At 63.4% G+C, this 25,499-nt stretch carries 26 protein-coding genes; 8 read left to right on the top strand and 18 right to left on the bottom strand.

Going from position 1 to position 25,499, the window contains the following annotated elements; genetic code table 11:
• Positions 1–3: 3 nt before the first annotated feature.
• From AC1DEY_RS05630 to AC1DEY_RS05680, 11 genes are all read right to left on the bottom strand, one after another.
• A complete protein-coding gene (locus AC1DEY_RS05630; RefSeq protein WP_476867129.1) occupies positions 4–432 on the bottom strand; it encodes a DUF4913 domain-containing protein in 429 nt (142 codons plus the stop codon).
• Entirely contained in the window at positions 429–2,198 is a 1,770-nt protein-coding gene (locus AC1DEY_RS05635) for a type IV secretory system conjugative DNA transfer family protein (RefSeq protein ID WP_476867130.1), read from the bottom strand. Before AC1DEY_RS05635 ends, AC1DEY_RS05630 begins: the two co-directional genes overlap by 4 nt.
• Positions 2,195–3,715: a helicase HerA domain-containing protein gene (locus tag AC1DEY_RS05640; RefSeq protein WP_476867131.1), complete on the bottom strand. Its 1,521-nt coding sequence runs from the start codon at positions 3,713–3,715 to the stop codon at positions 2,195–2,197. The genes AC1DEY_RS05635 and AC1DEY_RS05640 overlap by 4 nt, the downstream gene beginning before the upstream one ends.
• Before the next feature lie 78 nt (positions 3,716–3,793).
• Positions 3,794–5,302 (bottom strand): SCO6880 family protein, encoded by a 1,509-nt coding sequence (locus tag AC1DEY_RS05645; protein WP_476867132.1) that lies wholly within the window; start codon positions 5,300–5,302, stop codon positions 3,794–3,796.
• Positions 5,289–6,539, bottom strand: coding sequence for a TrbL/VirB6 family protein (locus AC1DEY_RS05650; RefSeq protein ID WP_476867133.1), 1,251 nt, complete (start codon positions 6,537–6,539; stop codon positions 5,289–5,291). Before AC1DEY_RS05650 ends, AC1DEY_RS05645 begins: the two co-directional genes overlap by 14 nt.
• A 49-nt stretch (positions 6,540–6,588) precedes the next feature.
• Complete coding sequence (locus tag AC1DEY_RS05655) at positions 6,589–7,344, bottom strand: DUF8175 domain-containg protein (RefSeq protein ID WP_476867134.1); 756 nt, start codon at positions 7,342–7,344, stop codon at positions 6,589–6,591.
• Positions 7,345–7,369: 25 nt separating this feature from the next.
• Positions 7,370–7,639 carry a hypothetical protein gene (locus tag AC1DEY_RS05660; protein WP_476867135.1) on the bottom strand — a complete coding sequence of 90 codons (270 nt, stop codon included), beginning with the start codon at positions 7,637–7,639 and terminating at the stop codon, positions 7,370–7,372.
• A gap of 11 nt (positions 7,640–7,650) precedes the next feature.
• Positions 7,651–8,265: a DUF6668 family protein gene (locus AC1DEY_RS05665; protein WP_476867136.1), complete on the bottom strand. Its 615-nt coding sequence runs from the start codon at positions 8,263–8,265 to the stop codon at positions 7,651–7,653.
• Between the two features lie 34 nt (positions 8,266–8,299).
• Complete coding sequence (locus tag AC1DEY_RS05670; protein ID WP_476867137.1) at positions 8,300–9,775, bottom strand: MinD/ParA family ATP-binding protein; 1,476 nt, start codon at positions 9,773–9,775, stop codon at positions 8,300–8,302.
• A 41-nt stretch (positions 9,776–9,816) separates the two neighbouring features.
• Positions 9,817–10,332 carry a hypothetical protein gene (locus AC1DEY_RS05675; RefSeq protein ID WP_476867138.1) on the bottom strand — a complete coding sequence of 172 codons (516 nt, stop codon included), beginning with the start codon at positions 10,330–10,332 and terminating at the stop codon, positions 9,817–9,819.
• Complete coding sequence (locus AC1DEY_RS05680; RefSeq protein ID WP_476867139.1) at positions 10,329–11,417, bottom strand: CHAP domain-containing protein; 1,089 nt, start codon at positions 11,415–11,417, stop codon at positions 10,329–10,331. The genes AC1DEY_RS05675 and AC1DEY_RS05680 overlap by 4 nt, the downstream gene beginning before the upstream one ends.
• A 176-nt stretch (positions 11,418–11,593) precedes the next feature.
• On the opposite strand from AC1DEY_RS05680, the gene AC1DEY_RS05685 reads away from it, so the two are divergent.
• Positions 11,594–12,745 (top strand): alpha/beta hydrolase family protein, encoded by a 1,152-nt coding sequence (locus AC1DEY_RS05685; RefSeq protein WP_463903736.1) that lies wholly within the window; start codon positions 11,594–11,596, stop codon positions 12,743–12,745.
• Here AC1DEY_RS05685 and AC1DEY_RS05690 read toward each other — a convergent pair.
• The 3 genes from AC1DEY_RS05690 to AC1DEY_RS05700 are packed head-to-tail and all read right to left on the bottom strand — an operon-like array spanning position 12,742 to position 14,556.
• Positions 12,742–13,656: a hypothetical protein gene (locus AC1DEY_RS05690; protein WP_476867140.1), complete on the bottom strand. Its 915-nt coding sequence runs from the start codon at positions 13,654–13,656 to the stop codon at positions 12,742–12,744. The genes AC1DEY_RS05685 and AC1DEY_RS05690 overlap by 4 nt on opposite strands.
• Before the next feature lie 3 nt (positions 13,657–13,659).
• Positions 13,660–14,109 carry a hypothetical protein gene (locus AC1DEY_RS05695; protein WP_476867141.1) on the bottom strand — a complete coding sequence of 150 codons (450 nt, stop codon included), beginning with the start codon at positions 14,107–14,109 and terminating at the stop codon, positions 13,660–13,662.
• Positions 14,110–14,556, bottom strand: a complete 447-nt coding sequence (locus AC1DEY_RS05700) for a hypothetical protein (RefSeq protein ID WP_463943573.1) — start codon at positions 14,554–14,556, stop codon at positions 14,110–14,112.
• A gap of 959 nt (positions 14,557–15,515) precedes the next feature.
• Here AC1DEY_RS05700 and AC1DEY_RS05705 point away from each other — a divergent pair.
• Both AC1DEY_RS05705 and AC1DEY_RS05710 read left to right on the top strand, forming a co-directional pair.
• On the top strand, positions 15,516–15,752 hold the full coding sequence (locus AC1DEY_RS05705; RefSeq protein ID WP_476867142.1) for a hypothetical protein: 237 nt from the start codon (positions 15,516–15,518) through the stop codon (positions 15,750–15,752).
• A 229-nt stretch (positions 15,753–15,981) separates the two neighbouring features.
• Entirely contained in the window at positions 15,982–17,796 is a 1,815-nt protein-coding gene (locus AC1DEY_RS05710; protein WP_476867143.1) for a MarR family transcriptional regulator, read from the top strand.
• A gap of 138 nt (positions 17,797–17,934) precedes the next feature.
• Here the strand turns inward: AC1DEY_RS05710 and AC1DEY_RS05715 are convergent, their stop codons facing one another.
• Together AC1DEY_RS05715 and AC1DEY_RS05720 are read right to left on the bottom strand one after the other, a co-directional pair.
• Positions 17,935–18,462 carry a hypothetical protein gene (locus tag AC1DEY_RS05715; protein WP_476867144.1) on the bottom strand — a complete coding sequence of 176 codons (528 nt, stop codon included), beginning with the start codon at positions 18,460–18,462 and terminating at the stop codon, positions 17,935–17,937.
• Between the two features lie 200 nt (positions 18,463–18,662).
• A complete protein-coding gene (locus tag AC1DEY_RS05720; protein ID WP_476867145.1) occupies positions 18,663–19,604 on the bottom strand; it encodes a ParA family protein in 942 nt (313 codons plus the stop codon).
• A gap of 843 nt (positions 19,605–20,447) precedes the next feature.
• Here AC1DEY_RS05720 and AC1DEY_RS05725 point away from each other — a divergent pair.
• The 3 genes from AC1DEY_RS05725 (at position 20,448) to AC1DEY_RS05735 (ending at position 22,052) form a co-directional block, all read left to right on the top strand.
• On the top strand, positions 20,448–20,639 hold the full coding sequence (locus AC1DEY_RS05725) for a hypothetical protein (protein ID WP_476867146.1): 192 nt from the start codon (positions 20,448–20,450) through the stop codon (positions 20,637–20,639).
• A 341-nt stretch (positions 20,640–20,980) separates the two neighbouring features.
• Positions 20,981–21,268, top strand: a complete 288-nt coding sequence (locus tag AC1DEY_RS05730) for a ParB family protein (RefSeq protein WP_476867147.1) — start codon at positions 20,981–20,983, stop codon at positions 21,266–21,268.
• Positions 21,269–21,722: 454 nt separating this feature from the next.
• On the top strand, positions 21,723–22,052 hold the full coding sequence (locus tag AC1DEY_RS05735) for a histone-like nucleoid-structuring protein Lsr2 (RefSeq protein ID WP_476867148.1): 330 nt from the start codon (positions 21,723–21,725) through the stop codon (positions 22,050–22,052).
• Positions 22,053–22,187: 135 nt separating this feature from the next.
• On the opposite strand, the gene AC1DEY_RS05740 is transcribed toward AC1DEY_RS05735, so the two are convergent.
• A complete protein-coding gene (locus tag AC1DEY_RS05740; RefSeq protein ID WP_476867149.1) occupies positions 22,188–22,910 on the bottom strand; it encodes an HNH endonuclease family protein in 723 nt (240 codons plus the stop codon).
• Positions 22,911–23,099: 189 nt separating this feature from the next.
• On the opposite strand from AC1DEY_RS05740, the gene AC1DEY_RS05745 reads away from it, so the two are divergent.
• The gene (locus tag AC1DEY_RS05745; protein ID WP_476867150.1) at positions 23,100–24,038 is read left to right on the top strand and encodes a HipA domain-containing protein; all 939 of its coding nucleotides are present in this window, start codon (positions 23,100–23,102) and stop codon (positions 24,036–24,038) included.
• Positions 24,023–24,766 (top strand): HIRAN domain-containing protein, encoded by a 744-nt coding sequence (locus tag AC1DEY_RS05750; RefSeq protein WP_476867151.1) that lies wholly within the window; start codon positions 24,023–24,025, stop codon positions 24,764–24,766. The genes AC1DEY_RS05745 and AC1DEY_RS05750 overlap by 16 nt, the downstream gene beginning before the upstream one ends.
• Positions 24,767–25,333: 567 nt before the next feature.
• Here the strand turns inward: AC1DEY_RS05750 and AC1DEY_RS05755 are convergent.
• Positions 25,334–25,480 carry a lmo0937 family membrane protein gene (locus AC1DEY_RS05755; protein ID WP_441410653.1) on the bottom strand — a complete coding sequence of 49 codons (147 nt, stop codon included), beginning with the start codon at positions 25,478–25,480 and terminating at the stop codon, positions 25,334–25,336.
• Positions 25,481–25,499 lie beyond the last annotated feature (19 nt).

Raw genomic sequence — 25,499 nt, forward strand, 5'->3', positions numbered from 1 at the left:
CTGTTAGTCGAAGATCCCTGCCTCGGGTGCGGCGTGAGGCAGTGTTGCCTTCTCCGGGGTCGGGGGCTTGTGTCCGTCGTAGGCGCATTTCTTGAAGGGGCCTTCTTTGTCCATGAGGACGCGCATATGGGGGTCTGCGTGGTTCAGCCACCAGGTGCTGATCCCGAGGGCCGGCTCCAGGCGGAGGTGTTCCCAGGCCCGCCAGATCGCCTCCATGCGGACCAGGGCTTCGGGGTGTTTGTACCACTCGGGGCACCACGCGAACGTTGCCCCTTCGTTGACGTCACGGACGTAGGACAGGGCCAGCAGCTCGGCGAAAAACTCCACGGCACTGGAGTACACCAGTTCCGGCTCAGGCTCGTCATGGCTGTGTCCGCCCGGTGTGGTCTGGGCCTCTTCGTCGCCGAACGCGTCCCCGAACTCTTCACTCATGCCCTGTCACCGTCTATCCAGGGGTTGTGCGCCGCAGCGGCCACCGGCTCGCGCTCTATTTTCGCCTGAGTGGCGAGCGAGTCTTTGACTTTCTGGGCGTGGGGGCCGTTCATCCAGGGGATGGTTTCGATCATGGTGGCCGGGGCGCCGGAGGCGAGCAGGATGGCCCGGAACCTCGGCAGTGCGGTCAGGTCGGCGACGGACAGGATTTCGTCCTTGTTCTCCTGGCGGGAGGACGAGGACCCGGTTTTGCTGTGGCTGCGGGAGACGTTGATGTAGCTGTATTGGCCGATCAGCCGGGAGAGTTCATCGAGGTAGCCGACCTCGGAGACGCCGCCGCCGTAGATTTTCACGTTGGATGCGGACCAGAGTTTCCGCATGCCTTCCAGGGACCAGACCTCCACGCCCTGGGACCAGGACTGCAGGATGGTCATGAGGATGATCCCGCGCGAGCCGTAGTGGCTGTACTGGTCCGGCAGGGCCTTCCAACGGCAGACGTTCGCGGCCTCGTCCAGGATCCCGAGCAGCGGGGTCGCGAGCCGGCCGCCGGGCTGGGAAGTGGCGTACTTCTCGGCCGCTTCCACGACGGCGACGGTCAGGGCGGTTACGAGGGGGCCGGCGGTGCCGACCCCTTCACGGGAGAGGCTGTAGAGCGTGCCTTTGCCGCGCACGAAGTCCTCGGGAACGAACTGCGGCCGCGGGTCGGTGGCCGCCGTCGTGTCCCGGGCCGGGGTGACCCATTGGCTGACCTCGCGGTCGGTCAGGCAGGAAACCATTTGCCGGGCGGTGCCGTAGACACCGGCCCGCTGCTTTTCCGGTTCCCGGATGTGGCCCATCACCATGTCCGAGAGCAGGTCATAGCCGGCCGTCCTCAGCAGTTCTGCGGGGGCCTCGTCGTGGGGGCGGGTCAGCCAGGTGTAGACCTGCGTGACCGGGGCGGAGTCGAGGGAGGCGGCGAGCAGGAAGGCTTTGAGCAGGTTCTGCCCTGCCGGGTCGAAGTAGGCATCCGGTTTGGTCCCGGGTTCCCGGGAGCCGTTCGCGAAGTGCTGTGCCAGGTTCCCGGCCGTCGCTTCGTTCTTCACGTAGGAGAGCGGGTTCCACCACCAGCTGGGCTCTTCTTCGGCGACGGCCTGCGGATCGAAGACCCATACGGCGCCGGCCTTAGCCCGGATCGGGCGCGTGACATCCACGATGTCGCGCTTGTTCGAGGTGGCGATCACCGCGCCGGGTGCGTCCAGGATTGCCGGGACGGCGTAGGAGGTGGTCTTCATCGTGCGGGGACCGGCGATGAGAATCAGCATGTCCTCCCAGGAGGCCCACAGCGGGCGCTTCCCGGCAACGCTGCGGCCAAGCCGCACCCCTGTGGAGTTCTCCACGCCGAGACGCACGGCCGTGGCCGTGGCCCCCTTGGTGCCCAGATGATCGAGGTCTTTCCCGCGGCCCATGTGGACGGCGGCCTTATCCACCCGGGTGCGCTTGTGCGCCGTTCGGGTCCGGACCACCAGCACTGTCACCATCAGGGCAATCAATATTCCGAGGAGCACGCAGGCGACGATGGTGGACTGGACCGGCCAGGGCACCCGGCCCTTGACCAGCCCGGCCACCAGATCAATCGGGTGGGCAGGGGGCGAGGCGAGACCGGCCATCCAGGATCCGAGATGTGCCGAGACCCAGCTGCCGCCCCCAATGACGACAGCTGCGCCGATGGCCAGCCAGATCCCCAGCCCGTCGCCGAGCCCGGTGCCTTTACGGTTCGGAGCACTCATGCCGCCCCCTCTTCCTGGACCGGAGCCGCGGCCGCTTCCAGCACGGTCCCGGCCGGAGTTTTCCATTTTTTGTTGGTGTCGTTCAGGGAGGCCTCGATGGAGGTGAGGCCGATCTGGACGGGGATGCCGGGGCGGCCGCCGACCTTGATCAGGAATTTCCCGCGTCCGGGAGGTTCGACGTCGCCGCCGCGGGAGTCCCAGGCGGGCGGGTCCTGCCAGGAGATGAGCTTCTGCTGTTCCTGACGCGAGAGCGGGATCGCGGCGGTCAGCAGCGGCATCTCGGAGGCGGGCAGGCCTGCGCAGATGACCATGCCGGAGCGTTCGACGAAGCCGCGGGCCTTCATCCGGTCCTCTTCTGCCGGGAGCGCCAGCAGGTCGGACATGGTGTGGGAGATCATGACCTGCCCGACGCCGACGGAGCGGTTGAGGCGGGTCAGGGCGTCCACCCGGTCCACCATGCCCTTGCCGGCGCGCAGTGCCCGCCAGAGCTCGTCCAGGACGACGAAGTAGTTCCGCCGCGGTTCCAGCCCGGCGTCGGCGAGGGCGTTGGCGACGTTGACGGTGCCGAAACCGTAGGACCAGCAGGCCAGCAGCACGGCGGCCTGCAGGTCCGTTTCTGTCTCGTCAATGCTGGAGACGTCAAAGACCACGGCCCGGTCACGCCGCATCGGGTTCGTGGTGTGCCGGGAGAAGATTTCCCCGAGCTTCCCGCCGCCGGTCAGGCCCAGCAGGGTGGCTTCCAGTGCCCGGGTTTCCTGCAGATAGACGGTCATATCCCCACGGTCCAACGCGACCTGGCGCAGCTCGTCCGGGGCGGCGATGATGACGTCGAGCAGGTCTTTCAGGACCGGAACACCGTCGAAGGATTCATCGAGGACGCGCAGGGCCCGGTCCAAAATGGTCTGTTCCTGATCCGTGGGCGGGTTGTTCCGGCTGATCGTGATGAGGGAAACGACCATGTTCAGGCGCCGGCCGTGGGCATCGGCCCGGACCCGAACGGCCGCTTGATGGTGACCGTGCTCCTCGAGGAGCCGGGCGACCTCAATGGCCTGTCCCGGATCGAGGATGTTCAGGTAGCCCCGTCCCCGGCCGAGTTCGATGACCTGCCCGCCGATGGCGCTAATGGCGTCCACGTGTTCGCCCTTCAAGTCCCCAAGCACGAGCGGGTGGACGCCCTGGCCGGACAGGCCCAGCATCATGCGGCGTACAAGCGTGGACTTCCCCAGTCCGGGTTTGCCCAGGACAAACGCGGAGGGGTTGGAAATCAGGTGGGCGCGCTGGAACCAGCTGATCGGATCACAGCAGACCGTGGCCTGGGTTTCCTCGTGCCGGCCCAGCGGCACACCGACCATGGGCGAGGACGTACCCGAGGAAAACGGCCACAGCCCGCAGACCTGCACGGTGGTCCCACGGTATTCACGCACTGCCGGGACGAGGGCGGCAGCCCCTCCCCCACGCCCATCCCAGCCGCGGGAGCCCGGAACCCTCTCACGAACCCTGACCGACTTCTCTGGCATAGGGGGCCCGTCACCGGCACTGAATGCAGTCATTACTGCCTTTACTGTCTTTGGGCGGAGGGGCCACATGGGTGCCATTTAGAGTGCCTCTCTGAATTCGGTGGGCAGCAGGATGTGTTTGGGCAGGACGAGTCCGAGCGGCAGGGACGCGGCGAAGGCGGTGTCCTGGGAGCCGTAGGCCCGGCGCAGCAGCACCCGGGCAGTGCCGGAGGTCTGTTCCACGGCGGCGACAGCATCGGGGAGGCGGGCAGAGTCGGTGACGGTGGCGGTGACAACCAGGCCGAAGTTCACCAGCCCGGCCCCCTGAGCTTCCTCCTGGGCGGTCTGCGCGGCGGAGCGGGCATCGACCAGGGCGCGGGCGGACGGTCTGCCCCCGGAGGTGATGCGGACATTGGCGTTGTTCTGATCCCGCTCGACCACGGCGGCGGCCCGGGCCGAATCCATCGGACGGTACAGCAGGGAAACACGCTTACGATCGATGTCCCCGTGCGGGGCCAGCAGACGGGACAGGACCGAGGAGTTCACCGACCCGCGCGGGGCGCCGGTCATAGTCCAGGAGGCAGAGAACGCGCCGTCGTGCCGGTAGTCATCCCAGCTCGCCTGCGTCGCAGAGGGGCCGACGTCGCCCCAGGTGAGGGCGACCGGGGATCCGGCGGCGTGGGCTTCATCAATGATCAACGCCGCGGGCGGGTCGTAGGCGATCCGGACGGCCTCGCAGAGTTCCTGCGCGGACATCGGCCGGGCGATGCCGGCGCCGGTGGCCTGCAGCCGGGCACCGAGCCCGGGGATCCGGGAGGCCAGGTCACGGGCGACGTCTTCGGGATCGCGCTTCCGGGATCCGGAGCGCAGTGCGGCGGTGAAGGTCAGGGACACCCAGGCCCGGACGGTGGCCGAGCCTTCCGGGTAGGTGCGGACGACCTCGCGGAGGATTGCCTTCGCGGCCTCCGGGGCGTCGGCATGGATGTTCATTTCAACTTCGTTGCGCAGCCGGTAGCCGGAGTCGGGAGCGGTCTCCACGGTCACGGCCGCGGCTTCCAAGCCGGCTTCGTCGCCGAGGCCGGCGAGCCAGCCGCCCCAGTTCGCGACCCACGCGTCGACCTGTTCCGGATCCACCAGGGAAGCGCCATCTGGTTCGGTGGAGAAGACCACGGTGAAGTGGTTCGTGGTGGGGACATGGAGCATGGCGACGGGGCGGTTGTAGGAGTCGTTGAACTCGTACAGCCGGGACTTCGCGGCCAGGCCGGGAAGCTGGAACATGCCCCACTCGGTGACACCGAGCGGGCCGGAACGGTAGAGGTTGGTCCCGCCGGAACGGGCGAGACGGAAGTTCATCCGCGTCGCGAACCGGTCCACGGTGGACTGACCGTGCTTGTCCTTGACCGTCAGAAGCAGCACGAGCAGCCCGGCGACGGCAAGGACGCTCAGGCCCGGCAGCAGGCCAAGAAACGCGAAGGTGATGATGCCGGCCAGCAAGCCGGTCATGACGATGCCGGTGCCGATCGCGCCCAGGCTTCCTAGCCCTGCGGAACGGGGAACGCGCCAGTTGCCGTAGGACGGTTCCTTGTATTCGGTATTAATTGCTGCCACTGGGGCCCTCCCCGGTTGAATCCTGCGCGGTCTGTTGTGCGGCCGACGCGGCCTTGGACGCTGCTTGTGCTCCCGCGGCGACGGCGATTCCGGCCGGGCCGGCGGCTTTCGCCGCTCCCGACGCGGCCCCTGCACCGGCGGTGCCAGCTCCGGCTCCTGCGACCGAGCCGGAGGTGCCTGCCCCGGCGGTAGCGGCGCTTCCGGTGGTGCCCTTGCCGGGCGCTCCGCCGGGGCCCGTTGAGCCAGGGGTGGGTTTGCCATTGCCGCCGTTACTGCCGCCGGCGCCCTTGCTGCCCTGTGCGCTGGCGCCCGTCTGGCCGGGCTGACTTCCCGGTGTGGGTGACGCGTTGCCGCGTCCACTCCCGGAACGGCCCAACGAGACGGCCCCGGTGGCCATGGCCCCCACCGCCGCTCCTGCTCCCCCGCCGGAACCAGAGGCGACAGCTCCGACCATCGGGGTGACGAAGCGCATCAATGCCGGCAGCGCCAGCAGCGCGACAATCATGAGGGCGAACCCGGTAATGGATCCCAGCAGGACATTCCCGCCAGAGGATCCCATGAGCTTGAAGGCAACGGCGTAGACGACGGCCGCGGCGGGCTTGTAGAGAATGAACGCGATGGTCCAGCCGATGGCTTTCTGGAACCACTGCCGTCCCATCTCGGTGTTGGTGAACGCAGCCGTGGTCGGGAGGATGCCGGCCAGGATCACCAGCATGCCGCCGCGGACGATCATGAGGACGATCTGCACCAGCGAGGCAAGCAAACCCACCAGGCCCAGGATGATCAGAATGAAGACCCCGACCCCGGTCTGGTTCGTCATCACCAGGATGGCCATCGCGTGGGCGAAGCCCTTGCCATCGGTTGCCCGGTCAATGATCGAGGCCGAGAACGCATCGGCCGCGATCACCAGAATAGAGATCACCGCCAGCCCAAGACCGGACACCAGGGTGAGCGTCAGCAGGGACCGAAGCAGGTCTTTCAACGGTGCCCCGCGCTGCTCCCAGATCATCCGGGTGCCGCCCAGGATGACCGACAGAACAGCCAGTGCCAGCGTCCAGTAGCCCAGTTCTGAATTGACGAACCCGACCACAGGACTGGGGGTGAGCCCGTCCTGGGATGCGAGGTTGGCCGTGGGCATGCTTACCCAGAAGGTGGAGAGCGTGGTCACCATCTGGCTCATGCCCTCCATGATGGCTTTCGCCAGATTGCCTATGGCGTCATCGAGTACGCCGGACACCGCGCTTTTCGATACGCAATTAAGGTCCCAAAACTCGCACCCGGCCATGTCAGACTCCGGTCCAGAGGATGAATCCACTCAGATCGCTGAGCTGGGCGACGGCATTGAAGATCTGGCCGTCGTCGGCTGCTTTGACCTTCCAGTCACCATCAACCCACCGCAGTGAAAGGACCGTGTGGGCGTACTGACCGGTCGGAAGTTGGAAGGCAACATCCACGTCGGCTTCTGCCGGAGTGAAGGACTTGATAAGGAAGCCTTGGAATTGCGCGGCTCCCCCGCTGGAGCTGGGCGACGAGACCTTGGCCTTGGTGTCTGCAATGGCAGCGTCCCGACCACTGCCGGGGACTAGGAAGTCTTCGGCGAGTTTGACTTTGTCCAGGGTTGTGGATGAACCAAGGGCGATAACGTTGGCTGCCGCGAAGAGGGCTCCCGTGGGGCTCTGGGCGAAGCATGACCGGAACCCGTTTCCGTCCGTCAATCCCGGCCCGAAGGTTTTTGGATCGGTGGGTGCCGCCATCTTTCCAACGAGTGCCCACGTCGACTTCGGTGCGGTTCCCAAAGTCTTCTCCGTGCTGGAGGGCAGCCCGCAAACACTCTTTCCAGCCGCGTCTTCTGTCTTCGCTGGCGACGAGGAGGCGCCGGCAGACGATGAGGCGGTGGCGGGCTGGACTGTGCTGTCTGCCTTGGGGAGGAAGAAGATCACGACGACGGCGGCGATCAGTGCGATGACCAGGGCGGCCGAGATGATGAATCCGGGCTTGGTGAACGGGCTGCGTTCGGTACTGCTTTGGGTGGATTCGCTCATGATGAACCTCTCCGGTTGTCGGGATTTAGACGAAGGCGCGGACGATGCCGGAGGCGCCGGTGATGATGATGCAGCCGGCCAGGACCCAGCCGAGCTTGCCGATGGACTCCCCGCCTTCGCCGCGGCGGAGCTGGATGACCATGCCGATGCCGACGATGATCACGCCCAGGACGCCGAGGACCAGGCCAATGCCGGAGGCCCAGTTCAGGACGGTCAGCAAACCCTTGGCTTCTGCCGGGACGGTGGGCGTCGGGTTCGGGATGACGCTTGCTGCAAGTGCGGAGAAGGAGTTCATGGTGAGACCTTTCAGTGGGTGGTGCTGGGTGTGGTGTCGGTAGCCAGGACGGCTAAGTCAGAGATGAAGCGTTGGTACTCGCGGACGGTCGGCGGGGTGGTGGCATCCCCGTGTCGCCAAGCCTCGACCCAGGGCAGGGTCCAGAACCGGGGCGCTCCCCCGCCGACAATGGCGGCAAAGTCGCGGAAGGGTTTGGGAGTCTTCCCCGGCGCGTCCGCCAGGACGGCGAGGCCGAGCAGATCAACCGCGGGCGCCGCGCCCGATACCCACTGGGTCAGGGCGCTCCGGGCCGCTGTCAGGCCACGGATGTCTGCACGGCAGACCAGCAGCACCCGCGGCTTGCTGCCGTCCTGGAGGACGGGCCAGCAGTGACCGGTGATGCGTGCCCCGCCGATGAGGTCAGCGATGCGGCTTTCACCGGATCCCCCGTGGGCCCCGGTGACCCACAGTGCTGCGGAGCCCGCGACGGTACGGCAGCCAAGCCGGTCTGCGGCGTCCGGTTCGACCATTCCCCTCAGCGGTGCACTGATCACGGCCGTCGGCGGCACCTGCGCCTCCGGGGGTGCCGTTTCCGCGCCGTCGGCTGGAGCCGGGCGGGTGATCCAGGGGTTCAGGGACTGTTGCATGGTTGCCTCCTTTCAGAGTCCGGTGGTGGGTGGTTTAGAAGCCGGCGGCGACGGCGGCCGCGGCCGCGAGCCATGCCCGCTGGGTTGCGGGCTGGAGGGCTTCGTAGCGGATGGGTCCGTTGACCAGGGCCGGATCGTAGGGAATCCGCACGACGGTCCGGACGAACGGTGCGAAGCCGTCCGCGATCCGCTGCGCTTCGTCCTTGGCCCGCTTCAGCGCCTCGCCGCTCATGCTGCGTTTGGCGTCGGTGGACTCAGAGACGATCACGACGGCGTTGCGGGCCAGCTCCGCGTCATGGCCGCCCCGGGATTCCAGCGTCTGCAGCGTCAGACGTGCGGCTTCGGCACGGTCCTCGATGGCGGTGACCGGGACGACGAGCTGGTTGGTGTGGTCGATCATCCGCCGCCAGTTCGCGGCCCTGGCCGTGTTGCCCGAATCCATGACCACCAGTCGGTAATACCGGGTGAGGACCTGGTGGGCGATGTCCACTTCCTCGGCGGTCACTTCGTGGTCGCCTTCCTCGTTCTCATCCGAGCGCAGGACATCAAACTTGTCGGCAGTCTGGTGATGGACGAACCTGGCGATTTCCGCCGCGTTCGTTGCCGGGGAGAGAAGTTCGGTGGAGGCATCGATCAGGTCCAGGACGCTCCGGTCGTGGGAGCCCTTTTCCGTCCGCCAGCCCAGGGTGCCCTGGGACTCGTTGTTATCCCACGCCACGGTGGCCGCGCCGCTGTAGCGGGCGAGGATCGCCGAGAGCATCACCACGGTGGGGGTCTTGTTCGCCCCGCCCTTGCGGTTGACCACGGCAATGGTCCGGGGACCGGGCCAGTGCTGGCTCACCGTACGRATGTCCTCCCGCTCTGAGAGTTCTTCTTCCGAGGGGTCCATCCGCAGTCCCAGGCGCGTAAGCGTTCCCCGCCAGCCCTGGGTGGCCGGTTCAAGCACCGGGGCGCTGACCAGGAACGAGGTTTCCTTCAGGCGGCGCCGCGTCGGCGCCGCTTCCTCAGCAACGGCGGCGGGCGCCTGCTGTTCCGGGTTGACCGGCACCGGAAGGGTATCGGCTGGGACGGGGACGGGTGGCCACCGCTGGGCGTCCACCGGTGCCGCAGGGACAGGAACTGGCGCGGACTCTGCGGGAGCGGCCACGGGCTCCTGTGCAGGGACGGTCTCAATGATCGCCGGGACAACTGCCTTGGGTGTGGATTCCGGAGCTTCTGCCCGGCGGCGGGTCTGCCGGGGGTCATAGGAGACGGATTCGATCTTGTTATCCGGATGCACGATGAGTTCACCGTGGCCCTCGGGATCCTCGATCTGGACCCGCACGGGGCGCTGCAGGGTCTGTGCCTCGCCCACGATGAGGGCCAGCGCATTGTTGCGCAGTTCCTGAACGGATTCCCCCGCAGGAACGACGCGGGAGTTACCCGCGACGACGACCTCGGCGGTGCCGTTGTCCCGGACGATGGCCCGGATGTTGGGAAAGGCCATGACCTCGGTTGGTGTAGTACCCATGAGCTTCTTCCTTACGTGTGTGAGATAGAGAGGTGCGGCGCTTAGGACGAGGGCGGGGTGAGCCGGCTGACCTTCCACCGGGCGTCCCTGCCCGTGCGGAGCAGCTGCACCGTGTACGTCCCGGCGTTCGTGGGAACGGCCGCCATGACACCGAAGCCGTTGGCTCCATCGACGCTCAGGGTGGCGGGGCCGGTGACGCGGCTTACCGGGATGTTGGCCGGATCGACCGCCGAGTAGTCTGCGATGGCCTGCGGAGTCAGCCACCGGGCCAGGTCATTGGCCCACTGCTTTTCCTCCACCGCGGGACGGGCGAAGTCCGCCATGGCCTTCCCTGCGACTTCCACTGCTTGGTCCTTACTGGCCTGATCCCAGGTGATGCCGATCGTGGCCGGGACTGTTCCCCCGGGCGCCTGGGGTCCGCTGTTGGCGCTCAGTGAGACCGGCGCGGACGCTGTGGGCTGGCTGGCTGATGCCGCCGGTGCCGGCGTCGTGCTTGCCACCGGTGCGCAGGAAACGCAGAGCAGCGCCACGGCGAGCAGGGTCAAGGGCTTTTTCACTTCTTCTCCTCTTGAGTGGGCAGGTACAGGAAAGCTGAGGGGAGAGTGTTGGCCACTGTCCGGGTGTAGTAGCTGTGGTCCGCCGGGGCCGGGTTGCCGTTGTAGCCCTCTTCGACGTAGGTCCCGTTGTCCTTGACGTCCTTGACGTCCTTGACCACCGCGACGTGGCCGAAGTTCGGGTCCGCTCCCCCGGCGCCGGGCGCGTACCAGACAACGGCGCCGACCCGGGGTGTGCTGCCGGCGTCCCAGCCTTTGGCGTCCCAGCCGGCCTTCCAGGTCAGGGCCGAGCCGAGGCCCCGCCCGTCCGGACGGAAGGAGCCGTTGAGGAACTTGAACGGTGCGCTGGTTGAACCCATCTGCTGGTTTACCCGCCAGAGGGCGAAGTCCACGCACTCGCGGTAGTACATGCCCAGCGGTGAGGTGCTGGCGGTGTTCGCTCCGACCTGCAGCCAGGTCGGGGAGTTCTTCCATGGGTAGTCATCCCCCGCGCCCGACTGTCCCGGGATGGCGCAGTCGCTGCCTTGCAGGGAGAACTTCGAGTTCGAGAGCGCCTGGGCGAGTTTCACTGCCTCGGGCCAGTACTTCTGGTAGTGGTAGGGGTCGGCGTTGCGCTGGACCTTGTTGCCGGCGAGGGTCGGTTCCAACAGCTCCCAGCCGGCCACGCGCTGCAGGGCCTTGATGAAGTTCGTCGCGCTGGTCGTGGGGTCCATGCGGTCGGCGTAGGAGCCCCACGCGCCGTTATCCCGCTGCTGGAACAACCCACGGGAGTCAGGGCCCGGTCCGTCGCCGTAGTCCAGGACCCGCAGGCCCGACTCCCCCAGGGAAACCATGACGCTGATCATCTGCCCTTTCACGGACAGGTCTAGTGCCTTACCGGCACCCATGATCGCCGCGGCGTTCTTCAACTGCTCCTCGGTGTAGCCCTCGACCCTGGTGTTGCCGTCGATGACAACAGAGACGGCCGGACCGCAGATGGCGGCAGCTGGCTTCGCGGGGGCGAGAAGCAGAAGCATGGAGAAGATCAGTCCGAAGAACAGCCCGGGGATGGCAATGATGGCCACTAGGCCAAGCGATGTGCGCTGCATTAGATTCGCCCCTCCCCCTTGGACGTCGACTGGCTCAACCAAAAGATTACACGCCTGTAGTGAACATGTGCAACGCTTGTAGTGGGCATGAATTGCTCAGATATGAGGGATGAGGCGACGTTACGATGATTGGGTTCCGTTCCTCTTCCTGGTTCGGCGCTGGAGGATGAGACCTAATGCTGACGACACGGCGCGGCCTGGCCTGCCTCGCGTTCCTTGTACCGGCGGCCGCACTATCTGGATTCGCGGTTGTCATGGCCCGCAAGATCGTTAAACGGGGACCAAAGGACTACCGTCGTGCCGAACTGACAGATGATGGCCGTAGAGTCCGCATCGATTTGGACGACTACACCAAAGCCCCGGGCGACTTTGGCGTGTTCGACCCCGCGACAGAGAAGTACACGAGAGTCGGCGAGGTCACGCTGATCAATGAGGATCAAAAGTACGTAGAACGGCGGATTGATCCTCTTGGGTCCGCGCCGGGACGTCTGGGGCCAATCGTCGATTGGACTCCGGACGTGTTTTTCGAGCCCTCTGCTGTCGGCGGACGGTTCGAAGAGGTGGACGTCCCCACCGCGTACGGTGCGGCGCCTGCATGGCTATTTGAAGCTGAGAACACGGACGTATGGGTGATCCATATCCATGGCAGCTGGACCGACCGCTCGATCATGTTCCGGGACGTCCACGCATTCAGTTCTTTAGGATTCACCTCCTTGGTCCCCACATTTCGCAGCGACCCGGAGGTCAGCCCACCACAGGCCGAATCGAGCCACCTTGGGCAAACGGAGTGGCGTGATGTGGAAAGCGCTGTGTCTTACGCCGTCGCTCGTGGAGCCAGACGCATCATCCTCTCCGGCTGGTCAATGGGTGGGACCATTGCGCTGCTGACGGCGGAGCGCAGCGCCCATCGGGACCGGATCGTCGGAGTCGTCCTGGTAGGGCCGGTCACGAGCTGGCGCAAGACCATCACGGCGGGGGCGGTGCGGGCTGGCGTGCCGGCGATTGGTGCCGGCCTTGTCATGTGCCTGTTGCAGGCTCCCCCGTTCGCGAGGATGCTCGGGTTGGAGGAACCGATCGATTTCGATGCACTTGAATGGGTCGATGTACCTAACCGGGTTGCAGTCCCGACGCTGGTCCTGCACTCCTACACAGATCAAGAGGTTCCCTGGGAGATCTCCGCGGCGTTCCAACGCGCGAATCCTGACACCGTCACCCTGATTCCCCTACCTGAGGCGCATCATACCCAGGAGTGGAATGCCTCGCCTTGTACCTTCTCCAACGAACTGACGGCTTGGGTCAGCAAGACGATCTTGGCTGAGCAGGGCTAGGTCTTTGCGTCTAGCTTGGCCTCAATTTTGCTGATTCTGCCCTCAACAGACTCCGGGAACATCGTCATGTTCCCCCGCTGGTAGTTGTGCAGAACGATGAGGCTTTTGTAAACCCCGTTTTCGAGCGTTTCATTGAAAAGGTCCCACGCCGGGCTGACTCGGGATTGATCTGCATTTACCCGGATCCTCAACGCCGTAAGCCAGAGTGCATCGATCATCCAGAGCCGCAATTTCGGGAGCTGCTTGGACAGGAAAAGAATCAGCCACCCCGCCGCCGTCACCGAGAGTCCTACATAGAAAAGGCGGTCAAACCAGGATCCGATCGCTTGGGCGAAGGCATCCCAGGGCGAGAAATGGAACAGCACCACGTACGTAATGTGGCACGAACAAGCCGCCGCAACCACAAGCAGGCCCGCTGAGAATGTTGCATACGGGCCCCGCGCCTTGTGCCGAAGCATGTAGATGATCCTGAGCACGGTGAACAACAACGCGAGCATGTATGTGCCGCTGTACGTGGCAGTTGCGAGCTGATCCATGCGGGTATCAATGAAGTCCGCAGCTGTTGGAGCTTTGTCCTTAATCAGGGCGAAGCTGACAATCATGATGGGAATGCTCAGCAACGGGGCGTAGTAGGTCCATCTGACAATGGGTACGTTCGCTAAACGCCGCACGCTGTCATTGAAGAAGAAGATCGCCAGTAGCGCGAAGATGGCTTGAAGCAGGTTCGTCACGTTGATGCCACCGAGGTAGCTGTCGATGACCTCTAGCGGTGTAACCGTGCCCAGGACAAAGAGCGCCGTCAGGCCGAACATGGAAGCCAGCCACGACGCCCGGGATTCCGCCACCTTCACCACCGAGGGGATCCGAAGGAGGCATAGGGCACTCAGCAGCGCAAAGAGCAACAGTTTCATGGTCTAGCTGAGGAAAGGATCAGGATCGGACAAGCTGCGTGCACGGGTCTTCTTCGACATCTCGAAAGCGAAATCCTCCACCCACCGTTCGACAGGATGATTCGGAACGGACCGGCAGGTAACGCTAATTGCGTCCGCGGTTTCCCTCAGCATCTCTTCAGAGAGATCCGGCAGAGCCAGGGAAATCCGAAAGCTCTCCAAGTAGATGTGTCCGAGCTCGTGATAGATGCAGTGAAGTTTGTATTGCCGCGACTTCTGCGGGGGGAAATAGACGTTTATGCGATCTTCAAATTCGGCTTTGAAGGCCGTCAGCGCACCCCAGGACTCCTTGTACTCGATCAGATTGATCGGCTTCTCACAGATCACGGTCAAGCGATCGATAACTTCCTTCATCGACGTCGTGCCGTCTCCGCATAACTCCCGGACCTTTTCCGGGACCGGCGGGAGTGCCATTCACTCGTCGCCTTTCATCGATGCATCGATGATCCTCGTGATCGTCCTCAGTGTTTCTGGCGAGGTGGCCCCCAGGTTTCTCGCTGCAAAGTTCTTCACCTTGAGCTTCCGCATCTGCACAAGGAATTCCATGCGCGCTTCTACCTCGGGAGGAGTCTCGCTGTTGAGATCACACAGGTAACTGGCTGGTACGGCAAAAACGAACTCTGCTATGCCCTTCAGCAGTTCTTGATCCGTCACCAGGCTGCCAGTGCCATTGATCAAGTAGGACCACCGTGTCCGCGACAGGTGGATTCCATGGGCGGAAAGTGCTTCTTCGACATGAGGGTAAATGAGCGCAGTGTTGTTATCTGCTTCCCAGATATCCACCAGGATGCCCATGCGATCCGCTAGCCGCTCTTTCTTCTGTTGCTGCGTCAGAAACACGCTGCGGCCCCCATTTGCCATCTATACAGCTCCTTAGCCAAGCTCAGCCACTTGCGTAGGCCGCCAACACAGAGCAGGCGGGCAGCTGACACAAGAGATGTTACCCGATGCCTACCGCAGGGTGCAGGTAGTGAGTTGTGCATGTGCGGAGCATGTATGTAGTCTGTCGCTTGCTAAGTCTTTTTGAAGGAGCAACCGCGACAGGACCTGTATATCTACAGGTTCTCTAAAACGGAAGTGAGGGTGATGGAATGGAGGAATACGGCCCACCCAAGCGGATCGGTAAGAAGGCGCCACTGAACTGCCTTGTGCTCCCACATCAGCATTTCACCGCCTGGAAGGCAACGCGGCGGTACAACATGTCCTTCGGTGAGTACGTTGGTGCTTTGATAGACCGAGCGGAAGGGCGTCCCAACAAGCTTGATGGGATGCAACAGGGGGCGTTGCCTATCGAAGAGTCCTAGGACACCAAAAGCCAAAGAGCGACACGCCGCCACCGCGTGCAGGGTTCGTTTATCAAAACGGTCGCAGCCATCGATGGCATCGAGAGTACAGACGGAGTGTGGGAGAACCGCGCCCCCTGGGCTGGGACAGAACTGATCTGAAACCTGTGGCCAGGGCGGTTATTGCGATGATGTGTGACTGGTTCCCGGCCCCCACCGGAGAGATGATCCACGTCGATGGCGGACACCACATCATGTGGATGTAACAGTCTCCGCGGTGTTCTCGACACATGCTAATGAACTCAGCGAAGGCGCTGGCACGCCGTGCCGTCTAGCGGCCGAAGGAGATAAATGCCGGAGTCCCAAGTCACAAACGCGACACGCTCCCGTTTTCTGAAAACAAATCCCCGCGCCTTCAATTGCCCGGTGATAGCTTCAGAGCAGTCGCATTGACATCCAAGTCAGTCTGAGCGGCAGGCAATACAACGATGAAGCTGTACCCGCTCTGGCGGGTACAAAATTCAAAGGACACAGAACATGACGGCAGTAGCAGTAAATCGAGGCGGCGGGCGCCCCAGTAAAGGCCTGCGTAAGTTCATTGGTTTGCGGGCGCCGATACCCACTTCTGACGGTATCGCCAAGGTCGCCGCTCACAAGGGGTTGACCGTCACTGAGTACCTTCTGTCCGTTGTAGAGCCAAAGCTGCAAGAAGACCTGGCGGCACTAGTCCAGGACGACTACCAGCAGGAGCTGCCCATCCGTATTGCCTCATAACAAAAAGAAGGCCCGCACTAGGCGGGCCTTCGAAGCTTGAGACTTACCCTCTGGATTGCTTGCCGGCGGATCAGATTGTAAGTCGTGGAGAGCCTGAACAGGCCATCCTTTGTGTTGCCATGAAACCGATCTGGCAGGATCGGCCCTTTTTCGTACCTCAATCCCCGGAAGGATTACTCACATCGTACATCAGCACGTCTCCGTGCTTCCAGCACGCCCCGCTGCTGGCGTGTCAAGCCAGTCAGACGATCCAGCCACTGTTTGGGCAGCGCTATCACCCCTGCTGGCCGGCCAGCCCCGCGTACGGGTTTCCCGTGACGCCGGGAAGTCTTACCCGCAAAAAAACGAGCGGAACCTCACGGACAGCCTTCCTTCGCTGCCCGCCGCAGTAAGAATTTTCGGTAAAGACGGCACCTGCGCTGCGATTTTCCTGGACTTTGACTCGTCCGTCGCCGGTATTGACTGGGTCGAGGCCGACGTCCGTGCCGTCCAGATGTGGCTGCACTCGGTTGGTGCCCGCTGGATTGAGGATTACTCCCCCAACGGCGGCCGTCACGTCTACATCCCGTTCAAGCAGCGGGTCACCTTTTCTGAAGCGCGTGATCTTGTCGAGGCGCTGGGCACCCGGTACCGGAGCCTGGACAAGACCCCGCACCAGAACCTCCTGCACGGCTGCATGCGCACACCCGGGTCCCCACACAAGCGAGGCGGACACCAGGAACTCGCCATGTCATTGTCCATGGCCTACGACGTTGCCCGCCGACCCAACACGGCCACCGTTTGGGCCGCGATGACCGATGATCTGGCGGGGGAGATCGCCGCCGTCCGTGCGCTCCGCCTCGAGGCCACCTTCACCCCTAAGGCCGAAGAGGCCCCTGTGATCAAGCATCCGGCAGGCCGGATGTCCCGCGTCATGCAGCTGATGGCCCAGACTGGGCTCTACGACACGAACCGGTACGCCTCGAATTCGGATGCACGCCAGGCCATCATCACAGGGGCCGCGGCCGCCGGACTGGAACTCGTTGACGTCGAACGCCGCATGATGCAGGGGACCTGGCCGGGGCTCGCTTCCTTCTATGCCCGCTATGCCTCCCGTCACCGTGTCCCGGCACTGCGAAGGGACTGGATCAATGCGGTCGCCTACCTGAGCAAAAACCGGTCTACTGCGGACGGAAATAACAATGTCCGCAGATCCCCCACAAGCCAGCCAAATACACAGCCCCCAGAACTAAAGGGCTTAAAGCAAAATTCGAATCCCGATGCAGAGCATCGGTTCATCCGGACGTGGCGCAACGCGCTACGAGTCAGGGAGGTGAACTACACGGAATCCCGGATAGGAATGGCTCGAAGAATGGTGCTGAGGTCACTGGGGGAGGCGGCCCACATGACAGCATCTCGGTTCATTGAATTCGGTGTCAGGTCTATTGCCGTGGCCACCGGGCTGGATCACACCACGGTGGCCCTGCACCTGAAGGCCCTCCGGGCGGAGAAAGATCCCCTCATCACCCTGGTCGAAGAAGCCCGCGGGACAAGGGGCGATCTGTATATGCTCACAGTCCCCGAAGAGCTGAAGACCGCGGCCGAGGATGCGTCTTGGCAGAAGGGAAAAATCCACGCACTCCGCCCGGCGTTCAGGGAATTGGGGCTGCCGGCGGCTTTCGTCTACGAAGCACTGGAGCACTCCCCTGCTCTGCCGATCACCGACCTCGTCAGGGTCACCCGGCTCTCGCGGTCAGCGGTCAACGAGGCCCTGGAAATACTCGCCGCCTGGGACCTGGTGACACGGAACGGCGGACGGGCCTGGTCGGTGGTGGCAACGACGTCGCTGAGTCAGCTCGCCGAACACTTTGGGGTCCTCGAAGCTGTCGCCGTGCAGCTGCAGCGTTACCGGATCGAGCGGATCATCTGGCGCGAATGGCTTGCTAGCAACGTCACCACCGTCGCCGAGCTCCTCTCTCCCGGTGAGGATTACCCGTGGGAAGCCTTCGAGGGTCCGCCGGATGACTGGGCCCTGGCGGAAATCGCGTTTAGCAGAGGCGGGTAAGTCAAACGCCGAAGGTCTGCCCTTCGGCAGCTACTCCCCCACTGCAGGAACGAATTCCTGCAGCCACAGTTTCATGCCATAAGTCATGCCATAAGGACTATGAGAAGTGAGGGCGGAAGTCCTGCTCGACGCGTGGCCTCACTTCTCCGCTCCTGGACCCGCTTGGGTGTGGAGCCTGAAGACGGTTGAGACGAGGGCGCTGCGTGACGGGGCGTCGAACTCGGTGACCTTCTCATCCAGCCAGGCAACCTGCAGCCCGTCGAGGCGCAACTGGATCTGAATGCCGGCCTCTCCCCTCTTTCGGGGTGCGCGCCGAGGCATGCCCGAGCTGGTCAGCTCCGTATCAGCAGTGAACTCCCCCGTGATCTGCTCGTCGGTCAGAGTCTCAAAGGCATCAATGAGGAGGTCGGCATATGTGGTCCGGCCTTGGTAGACCGCATCCTTGACCTCGGCTAGCAGCTGCGGCGGCAGGTACACGCCGACGTTGCGCAGCGCCCCGGGTACCGTCTCGGATGCCTTCTGTACTGGTGCTGGTTTCTGTACGGCAGCGGCCTTCTTTGCTGCCGACTGCCGGTGTGTGGCCTTCGGGGCGACGGCGGGCCCTGATGCCAGCTCCGGCTCATCCCGCTCCCCCAGTTCAGGGGGAGCCAGCTCGACTGTAGGCACCTGCACCCCCTCGGGCCTGGGTGCGGCGGCCGGCGGTGCCTGAATGGGCTCCCGGACGGGGGTTTCGCCGGACTCGTCGGGCGTTGTTGCTTCCGGCGCTTGGGTGCCCCTCCCCCGCCTCGGAGGCAGCAGCCCCTGCAGTCCTACTCCGCGGGCCGGTGCGACCGGCGCGAACGCCCCGGCAAGGCTCTGGCGGCCGCTCATGCCAGGTTCCCGCTCTCGATCTCGTTCAATCGGGCCAGGATCTCCCCGGTCAGCTGCTCGTATTCTTCAGCCAGTCCCCCGGCATTGCGCGAGAAGAACCCGTCAGCCGGTTTCTCCCCCGCCCGCAGCGCCTTCAGGCGCTTCTTCTGGGCGTCAGTGACTGCGCCCTCCAGCTCGTGGAACAGCAGGCCCTTGCGGCGGGCGTCGGCGCTGGCGCTCTCCAGGTTCCTGATTCGGGTCTCGAAGACCGGTGCGACGGTACCCAGCATCTCCTCCAGGGTGTCGCGGACGCTGCGTTCCAGGCGAAGCGAACGCGGTCCAACACCGAAGAGGACGATGCCGGCCAGCTGCAGGTTCGGGTTCCGGTCCCGGACGGCCATGAAGCGGCGTGCGATGCGCTCCACACCGTCGATACTCGCGTCGTCGGAGCGGGTGGGTATGACAACCGCACTGGAGATCGCGAAGGCACCCTCCACGAGGATCCGCTCCCCTGGCGGGGTATCGATCAGGATCAGGTCGTAGTCGTCCGCCAGCGGCGCCAGGACGCCGTAAAGCATGTCGCCGAAGTCGCCGGCATCGGAGCGGCTGGAGCGGGAAAGCATGATGCCCTGGATGTCCTCGAGGTCCTGCCCGCCGGGGATGACATCAAGGTTCTCCCGGACGTTCCGGAGGATCATTGGCGCGGTCCCGGCGATGAGTGCCTGGAACAGTTCTCGGCCGCTCTGCCGCTCATAGCCGAGGTCCCGGGCCAGGTCACCCTGCGGGTCCAGGTCCACCATCAGGACGCGGGAGCCGGCCAGCGCCACGTAGCCGCCAACGTTGGCTGCTGTCGTGGTCTTCCCCACTCCCCCTTTGCCGTTCGCCAGGGAAACGACCCGGTCAATTGCGCGTGTTTCGTGGGTTTTCGGGGGTACTGGGGCTTGCAGTGATCGTGCCATCGGCCGGCTACTCTCCTACGTGATGGGTGGCGTGTGGTCCTGCCTCTAACGCTATGTGCATTACTGCGTGATTGATGGCAGTGACACGCGTAAGAGGCCTCACGGTGCGTCGTGTTGGGAGGCTCACAGGACGACACGCTGTACACACCGTTGGAAGTGGTGGCTGACGTCATATTTGAGGTCCTGCAAGAAGTCACGTGGGAAATTAGGTTGATCTACTTACCGGACTATCTATGAGTTGATCTACAGGACGAGATGCGTTTACTCAAGCAGTCCATCCAATGGCTTTTAAGGCGTTATTACCCACTTGGCGTGAGGTGTGAAGTCCTGCCCCAAGTACAGCAGGACTAGTCATTGCCCGACACGCTGGATCTCCTGCCCGGAATCAGACAGGCATCACCATTGGCTGTATTGCCTGATGGCCAACCCTGCGTACCGTGGATCGTCCTACGTGGCTTATGGCATGGCTTATGGCATGAAGTTCAATTGATCGAATCGTAGGTGTCCGGACCATAGCGCCAACACTGGTTCCCACCCGCAGGGGGCGCCAGTGGGCACGCCCCATGCTATCGGTGAAACGGCGCAGCGGCGCCGCGTCGGCGGCGACGCGATCATGCCGGCGGGTGAGGCTTGGCAGCCAAAGGCCGACAAGAACGAGTCCTTCCCGAGACTCGACTTGATCGCGGCCGAACGCAATCTGGCATCTCGCGAAAGCGACTCTATGATGGCCCGGGAACATCGGCTGCGGATCGCGCTCAAAGGTGTCGTGGACGAGTACGACATAGCGAGGACATATCGCTCCTGGGTGTCATCGTTAACAAGCAGAAGAAGCGCGCTGACCAGATGCACTGGATTGAGAAGATCAACGCCAACTTCGGTGACCTTGTCTTCGAGCCGATGCTTCAGGACCGCGAAGTCTTCGCCAAGGCGCAGGCGGCCGCGCAGCCGCTGCGGGCGTGGGGCTCCGAAGCCGCCCCGCATCGGGCCGATCTGGTCCAACTGGCCACGCAGATCTGGAAAGGTGCAGAGTCATGAATCGCCTAGGACCCGCCCCGGAACGCGGAGGAACTCCCAGCGCGTTGGATGCTGTCCGGAAGCGCAGCGGACTGACCAAGGCACGCAACACCAGTGTCATCGCTGACATGACGCGCATGGAAGACGAGCCGACCGCGGATCCACAGTCAGCGACTCTGCACTCCGTGCCGACCTCCGCGGCAGATCCCGCGCAGGCACCCTCAGTCGCCGGAGGCGCACCCGGACAGGCTCCGACTGAAGCGGTGCTGGTTCAGTACGCTCCTATAGTCCAGGCACCGGTGGTAGAGCAGGCACCCATTCAGCAGCCAAATCCTGTCACTTACATGCAACCGGTTCAGCCGGTGCAGCAGAACCAAGCCCTTCTGCGGCAGCCGGCTCCCGAGCCGCCGGAGCCGCCGGAGCAGAAGAAGTACCGGAAGACCAGCTTCTTCCAGTCGAAGGAGTCAGGCGCCCGGATGCGCTCCGCGTACATGGCGACCCGTCACCTGACCGGATCCAGGACGCTCTCGGACTTCATCCTCGCTGCCGTGGAGCGTGAGGTCGAGGCTTTGGAGCGCCAGTACAACGAGGGGAACCTGTTCACCGCAGATCCTGGCAGTGTTCCCCGAAGCAGACCTTTGGAGACCTAAGGGGTTACCGGAAGTAGTCGGGGGGCCGTCAGTTTGCCATGCAGCTGTGGGCCTCGGTGTCCTGATCCACCTGCCGGTGGTTCAGGAATTCCGGCAGCATCAGGTCTCCTTGGTTGCCGCGGCCAGCAGGGTACTCTGGGTCCTTCTATGGGGGAGCGGTTGGCAGGTTCCGGCGCCTGAGCGGGAGTCGAGGGTGACTGTGGAAGACAACATGGCTTCCGTCCGTCGCCAGCTGCCACTGTGGTTACTCATTTTTCGCTGGGCGGTTTGCTCGGAATCGACCCCACCTGAGTGCCGGCCCAGCGGGAGCGTTCCTGGGCGCTGTCGCGCCGCCGGGGCTGGCCGCTCAGGCCTGCGTTCCGCGGAAGCGGGCGGTAGTCAAATACGATGAAGGTAAGAGGCCGCTGTCGGTTTGGGGGTGGCAGCAGCGTGAACCACAAATAGAAGGACCCCCATGGCCCGCAAAGTACAGATCCAGCTGATCGATGATCTCTCCGGCGAGGATGCCCAGGAAACCGTCCGGTTCTCCCTTGACGGCGCCGACTACGAAATCGACCTGACCGCCGGGAACGCGGCAGAACTGCGCGAGGCGCTGGCACGGTTTGTCTCCGCCGGCCGGCGCGCCCGCGGCGCTGCAGGGAGCCGGCGCGGCAGTAGCGCGCCGATCGGCAGGGAAGAGACGCAGAAGATCCGGGAATGGGCCCTCGCCAACGGATACAGCCCCAGCTCCCGCGGACGCATCAGCCAGGACATCAAACAGGCCTACGACAACGCCCACTCCTAAACGGCAAGCCCGCCGGCCACCGTGAGTCCACCGTCGTCGATGGGGAGGCCGGCGACCGTCGATAAACCCGTCAGTTCGTGTCTCTACGGTGGGCAGCGCCAGGCCCGGGGGAGTGCGGCTAAAACCGTCTCCTGATCAGGCGCGAGTAACTGTTAGCGTGATGTTGGAGCAGGAGTCCGCGTAACGGACCAGCGCGGCTTTCTCGGCGCTGTCGACGCGCAGTCCCCAGCGGATCTTCACCGCCACCCACTGGCCGATGTACGCGCAGCGGTTCTTCGGCGGCATCCACGCCTCCGGGCCACTGGCCTGCTTGGAGGAATTGAGCGCCGACGTCTGGGCGCTCAGGGTGCGGCTGTCCCCGAGGTCGTTGTAGAACGCCACCCGCCGCGCCTGGGACCAATACCGTGCCCCGGATCCCCAGGCTTCATGAACCGGAACCGTGTGGTCTATCTGCACCGTCGACGCCGAGGTGTGAACGCGGTTGTCCCACGATGTCACCCAGCGTCCCCTGTTGGCCGTGCAACCCCGGCTCGTGTATGACACGGCAGCCCTGGACTCCTGGACCAGGACTTCCTGCCGGGTTTTCTGGCAATCCCCGTTGGTATCCCGCCAGACACCGAAATAGCGGTCCCGGTCATAGCCCGCGTTGACCTCGGCCGCGACAACGAGCGCACGCACGGCAGTCCGCAACGGAGCCTTGTACACGGTTGCTGCTTCGGCCGGAACAGCAAGACCGGTCAGCAGCAGGCCAGCCACAACCACCGATACACCGACCGCCCGCCGCAGCGCAAGCAATCGCCCGGACTTCAGTACCGGCAACGCTGCGGCGCGGACATAGCTGGAGCGATGGACCTTCATGGTTCCCCCATACTCAATGAAAGTGACGCCTCAGGACGGTGTGAAAGCAATAATCGCACACCCCTCCGACAAGCTGGCGACGTTCGACAACAATTCATAGGGCTTAGAGAGATATCGTGTGAGGGTGGCCGCTAGGAGTCGGATGCATAAACGAAACGGCCCTCGTCTCCAACGGCCCGTACTCTTCTGTTGAATACCTTCAACTTACCGAACCCTGGGAGAAGATTGTCCAGCTCATCAGACCATCGTTTCGAAAGTCTGGATCTTACCGGATGGCTGTTGGATAGAGATGAACCTGCGGGTGAAAATGAGAAGACCTGGTTCAGGGATCCCCAGGCGCCCGACCACCGCTGGATATACAAGCCTAACCGCCAGCACCGCAGTGAGCATGAGGACCGTTCAGAGCTGGTGGCGAGCATCCTTGCCCGACAAATCGGAATCCCTGCTGCAGATGTTCGACTCGCCCGTCTTCCGGGATCTCGCGGGTGCCTGTCTAGAAACGTTGTGTGTGATGAAGACAATGCGCTTGAACACGCTTCCCTCTACCTGTCGGAGTTTGTAACGAACTTCGACCCGCGCGCCAAAGACTCCAAAGGCCACAGCGAAGAGTGGATCCGGACCATCCTAAGGCAGCTGGAACCGCCCATTGGTGCCTCGAGCGAAGGATTGAGTGCGGAGGACTGGTTTGCTGGTTACCTTATTTTTGACGCTTTGATCGGAAACACAGACCGGCATAGTGAAAATTGGGCGATAGAAATTACGCCAAAGGGCGCGATGCATCTGGCACCGTCATACGATCACGCCACTTCGCTCGGCGTAACCACGAGGGGACAGCGCCTCGAGAGGCTGCTCTCCTCAGAGGACCAGATACGGCAGTTTGCGACCAAGGCAATGGCTCATCGATTCGAGGGACAGTCGAAGACATCCCTGGTTGAGTTCGCATCGCACTTCCTGAAAGGGTGCAGCATGGAAGCTCAGGACCACTGGGCGAATACTGTGAGTCGCTTCCACATCGAGCTGGCAACCCAGTCCATCGAACAAAGTAAAATGTCTGCAGGGGCGACTAGGCTAGCTGCAATGATCGTGAGCATCAACAAGGAAAGGTTGGTTTCATGTCTCGGTTGCTAGATCGGCCCTCGACGGCAGAAACCCTCCCGCAGGACAAGTCACTTCTCGTTTCGTGGCAAAATCCAGAGACGCGTACCTACGTCCTCCTCGGACGTGCCGTCGAGCACGTCGACGGTACGTACACCTTCCAGTACTTCCCGGGCGTGGAAAAAAATCCCAACTTCCGAGCAATTCCTGGATTTCGAGATGTCACGCGCACCTATGAATCCACGGTTTTGTTCCCCTTCTTTTCTGGTCGGATAATGAGCCACCGGCGACCTGACCGCGATGAGTGGCTGCATAAGCTTGGCCTTGCCTCTGACGCAGCTCCCTTTGAAATCTTGGCCCGATCATTTGGAAAGCGTGTCGCAGACACATACGAGATGTTCGCGGAGCCGGCAGTGGATTTGGCTGCCGACTCGCTGCGTTTCCTAGTCCCCATTCATGGCCTCAAATATCAGAGCACGGAGGCCCGCGAACTGGTCGATTATGGTCGGCTTAAGGAAGGAGCCAGCCTTCGAGTTGTCGCAGAGCCAAACAACCCGGCGGACGCACGGGCTCAGGCTGTCTTTGCAGAGACAGGTGACCAACTTGGTTACGTGCCAGCACCCGTCTTGGACTACGTGGAAATCCTAGGCCAATCCGGGTCCTTCGCGGCCCAAGTGACCGGAGTGAACCCTTCCTCGGACGGTCTACATCTCCGAGTGCTTATGCGGCTGGAGTGGAAGGCGCAGACGCCCGAGGATTGAGCCAAGGATGCGACCGGCTGTTGCAGCTGTAGCCATTGGGTCACATACGGGGACAGATTTGTTCGCCAGGTAAAGGCCAATGTCTCGAAGCGTGTCCTCCCCAGCGGGGTCTCCGCTGAACGCGCCCTTGTTCCAGCGCCTCTACAGCGGTTGCGTTCCGAGCGTGCGGTCATGCCGGCAGAAACGTAGGCATGGGCATAGTTGCACCTCCGCGCCGGCACCTATTGGCGTCTCAAATATGATCGATTGATGAGACACGCGGCGGCTCGCAGAGGGCCTCAGGAGTTCCCGGCACCACAAGGGCCGCCGCTGTCTCGAAATGCCGTCCAACAAAAGGCGGTCTCACAACAGCGAATTGTTCGGGATTGAGAGAATACGGGAGAGTTGCCGGCTGTGATCGGATACCCGAGTTCTCATGCTTACTCCCTCGGCGGTCAGAGGCCCTTGGAAGCCACTTCAAGGCGACTAGTCAAACGACCGTTGTTGACGCTGGACGCTCTTCCGGCACCTGTGGTCTGTCCGACAACTCGGCGGCGGCGGGAACATAGTTCCTATTCACACGCGGGACTACACGCGGGACCTGCCGCGGAGGAAGTGGAAGATCAGGACGACCACGGCAATTACCAGAAGCAGGTGAATGAGCCCACCGCCGATGCCTCCGAGCAGGCCGAGAAGCCAGAGAACAGCGATAATGATGGCTATCCAAAGCAACATGAGAGTCTCCCTTGTTTGT

Source organism: Arthrobacter sp. 05T47, from assembly GCF_056395825.1.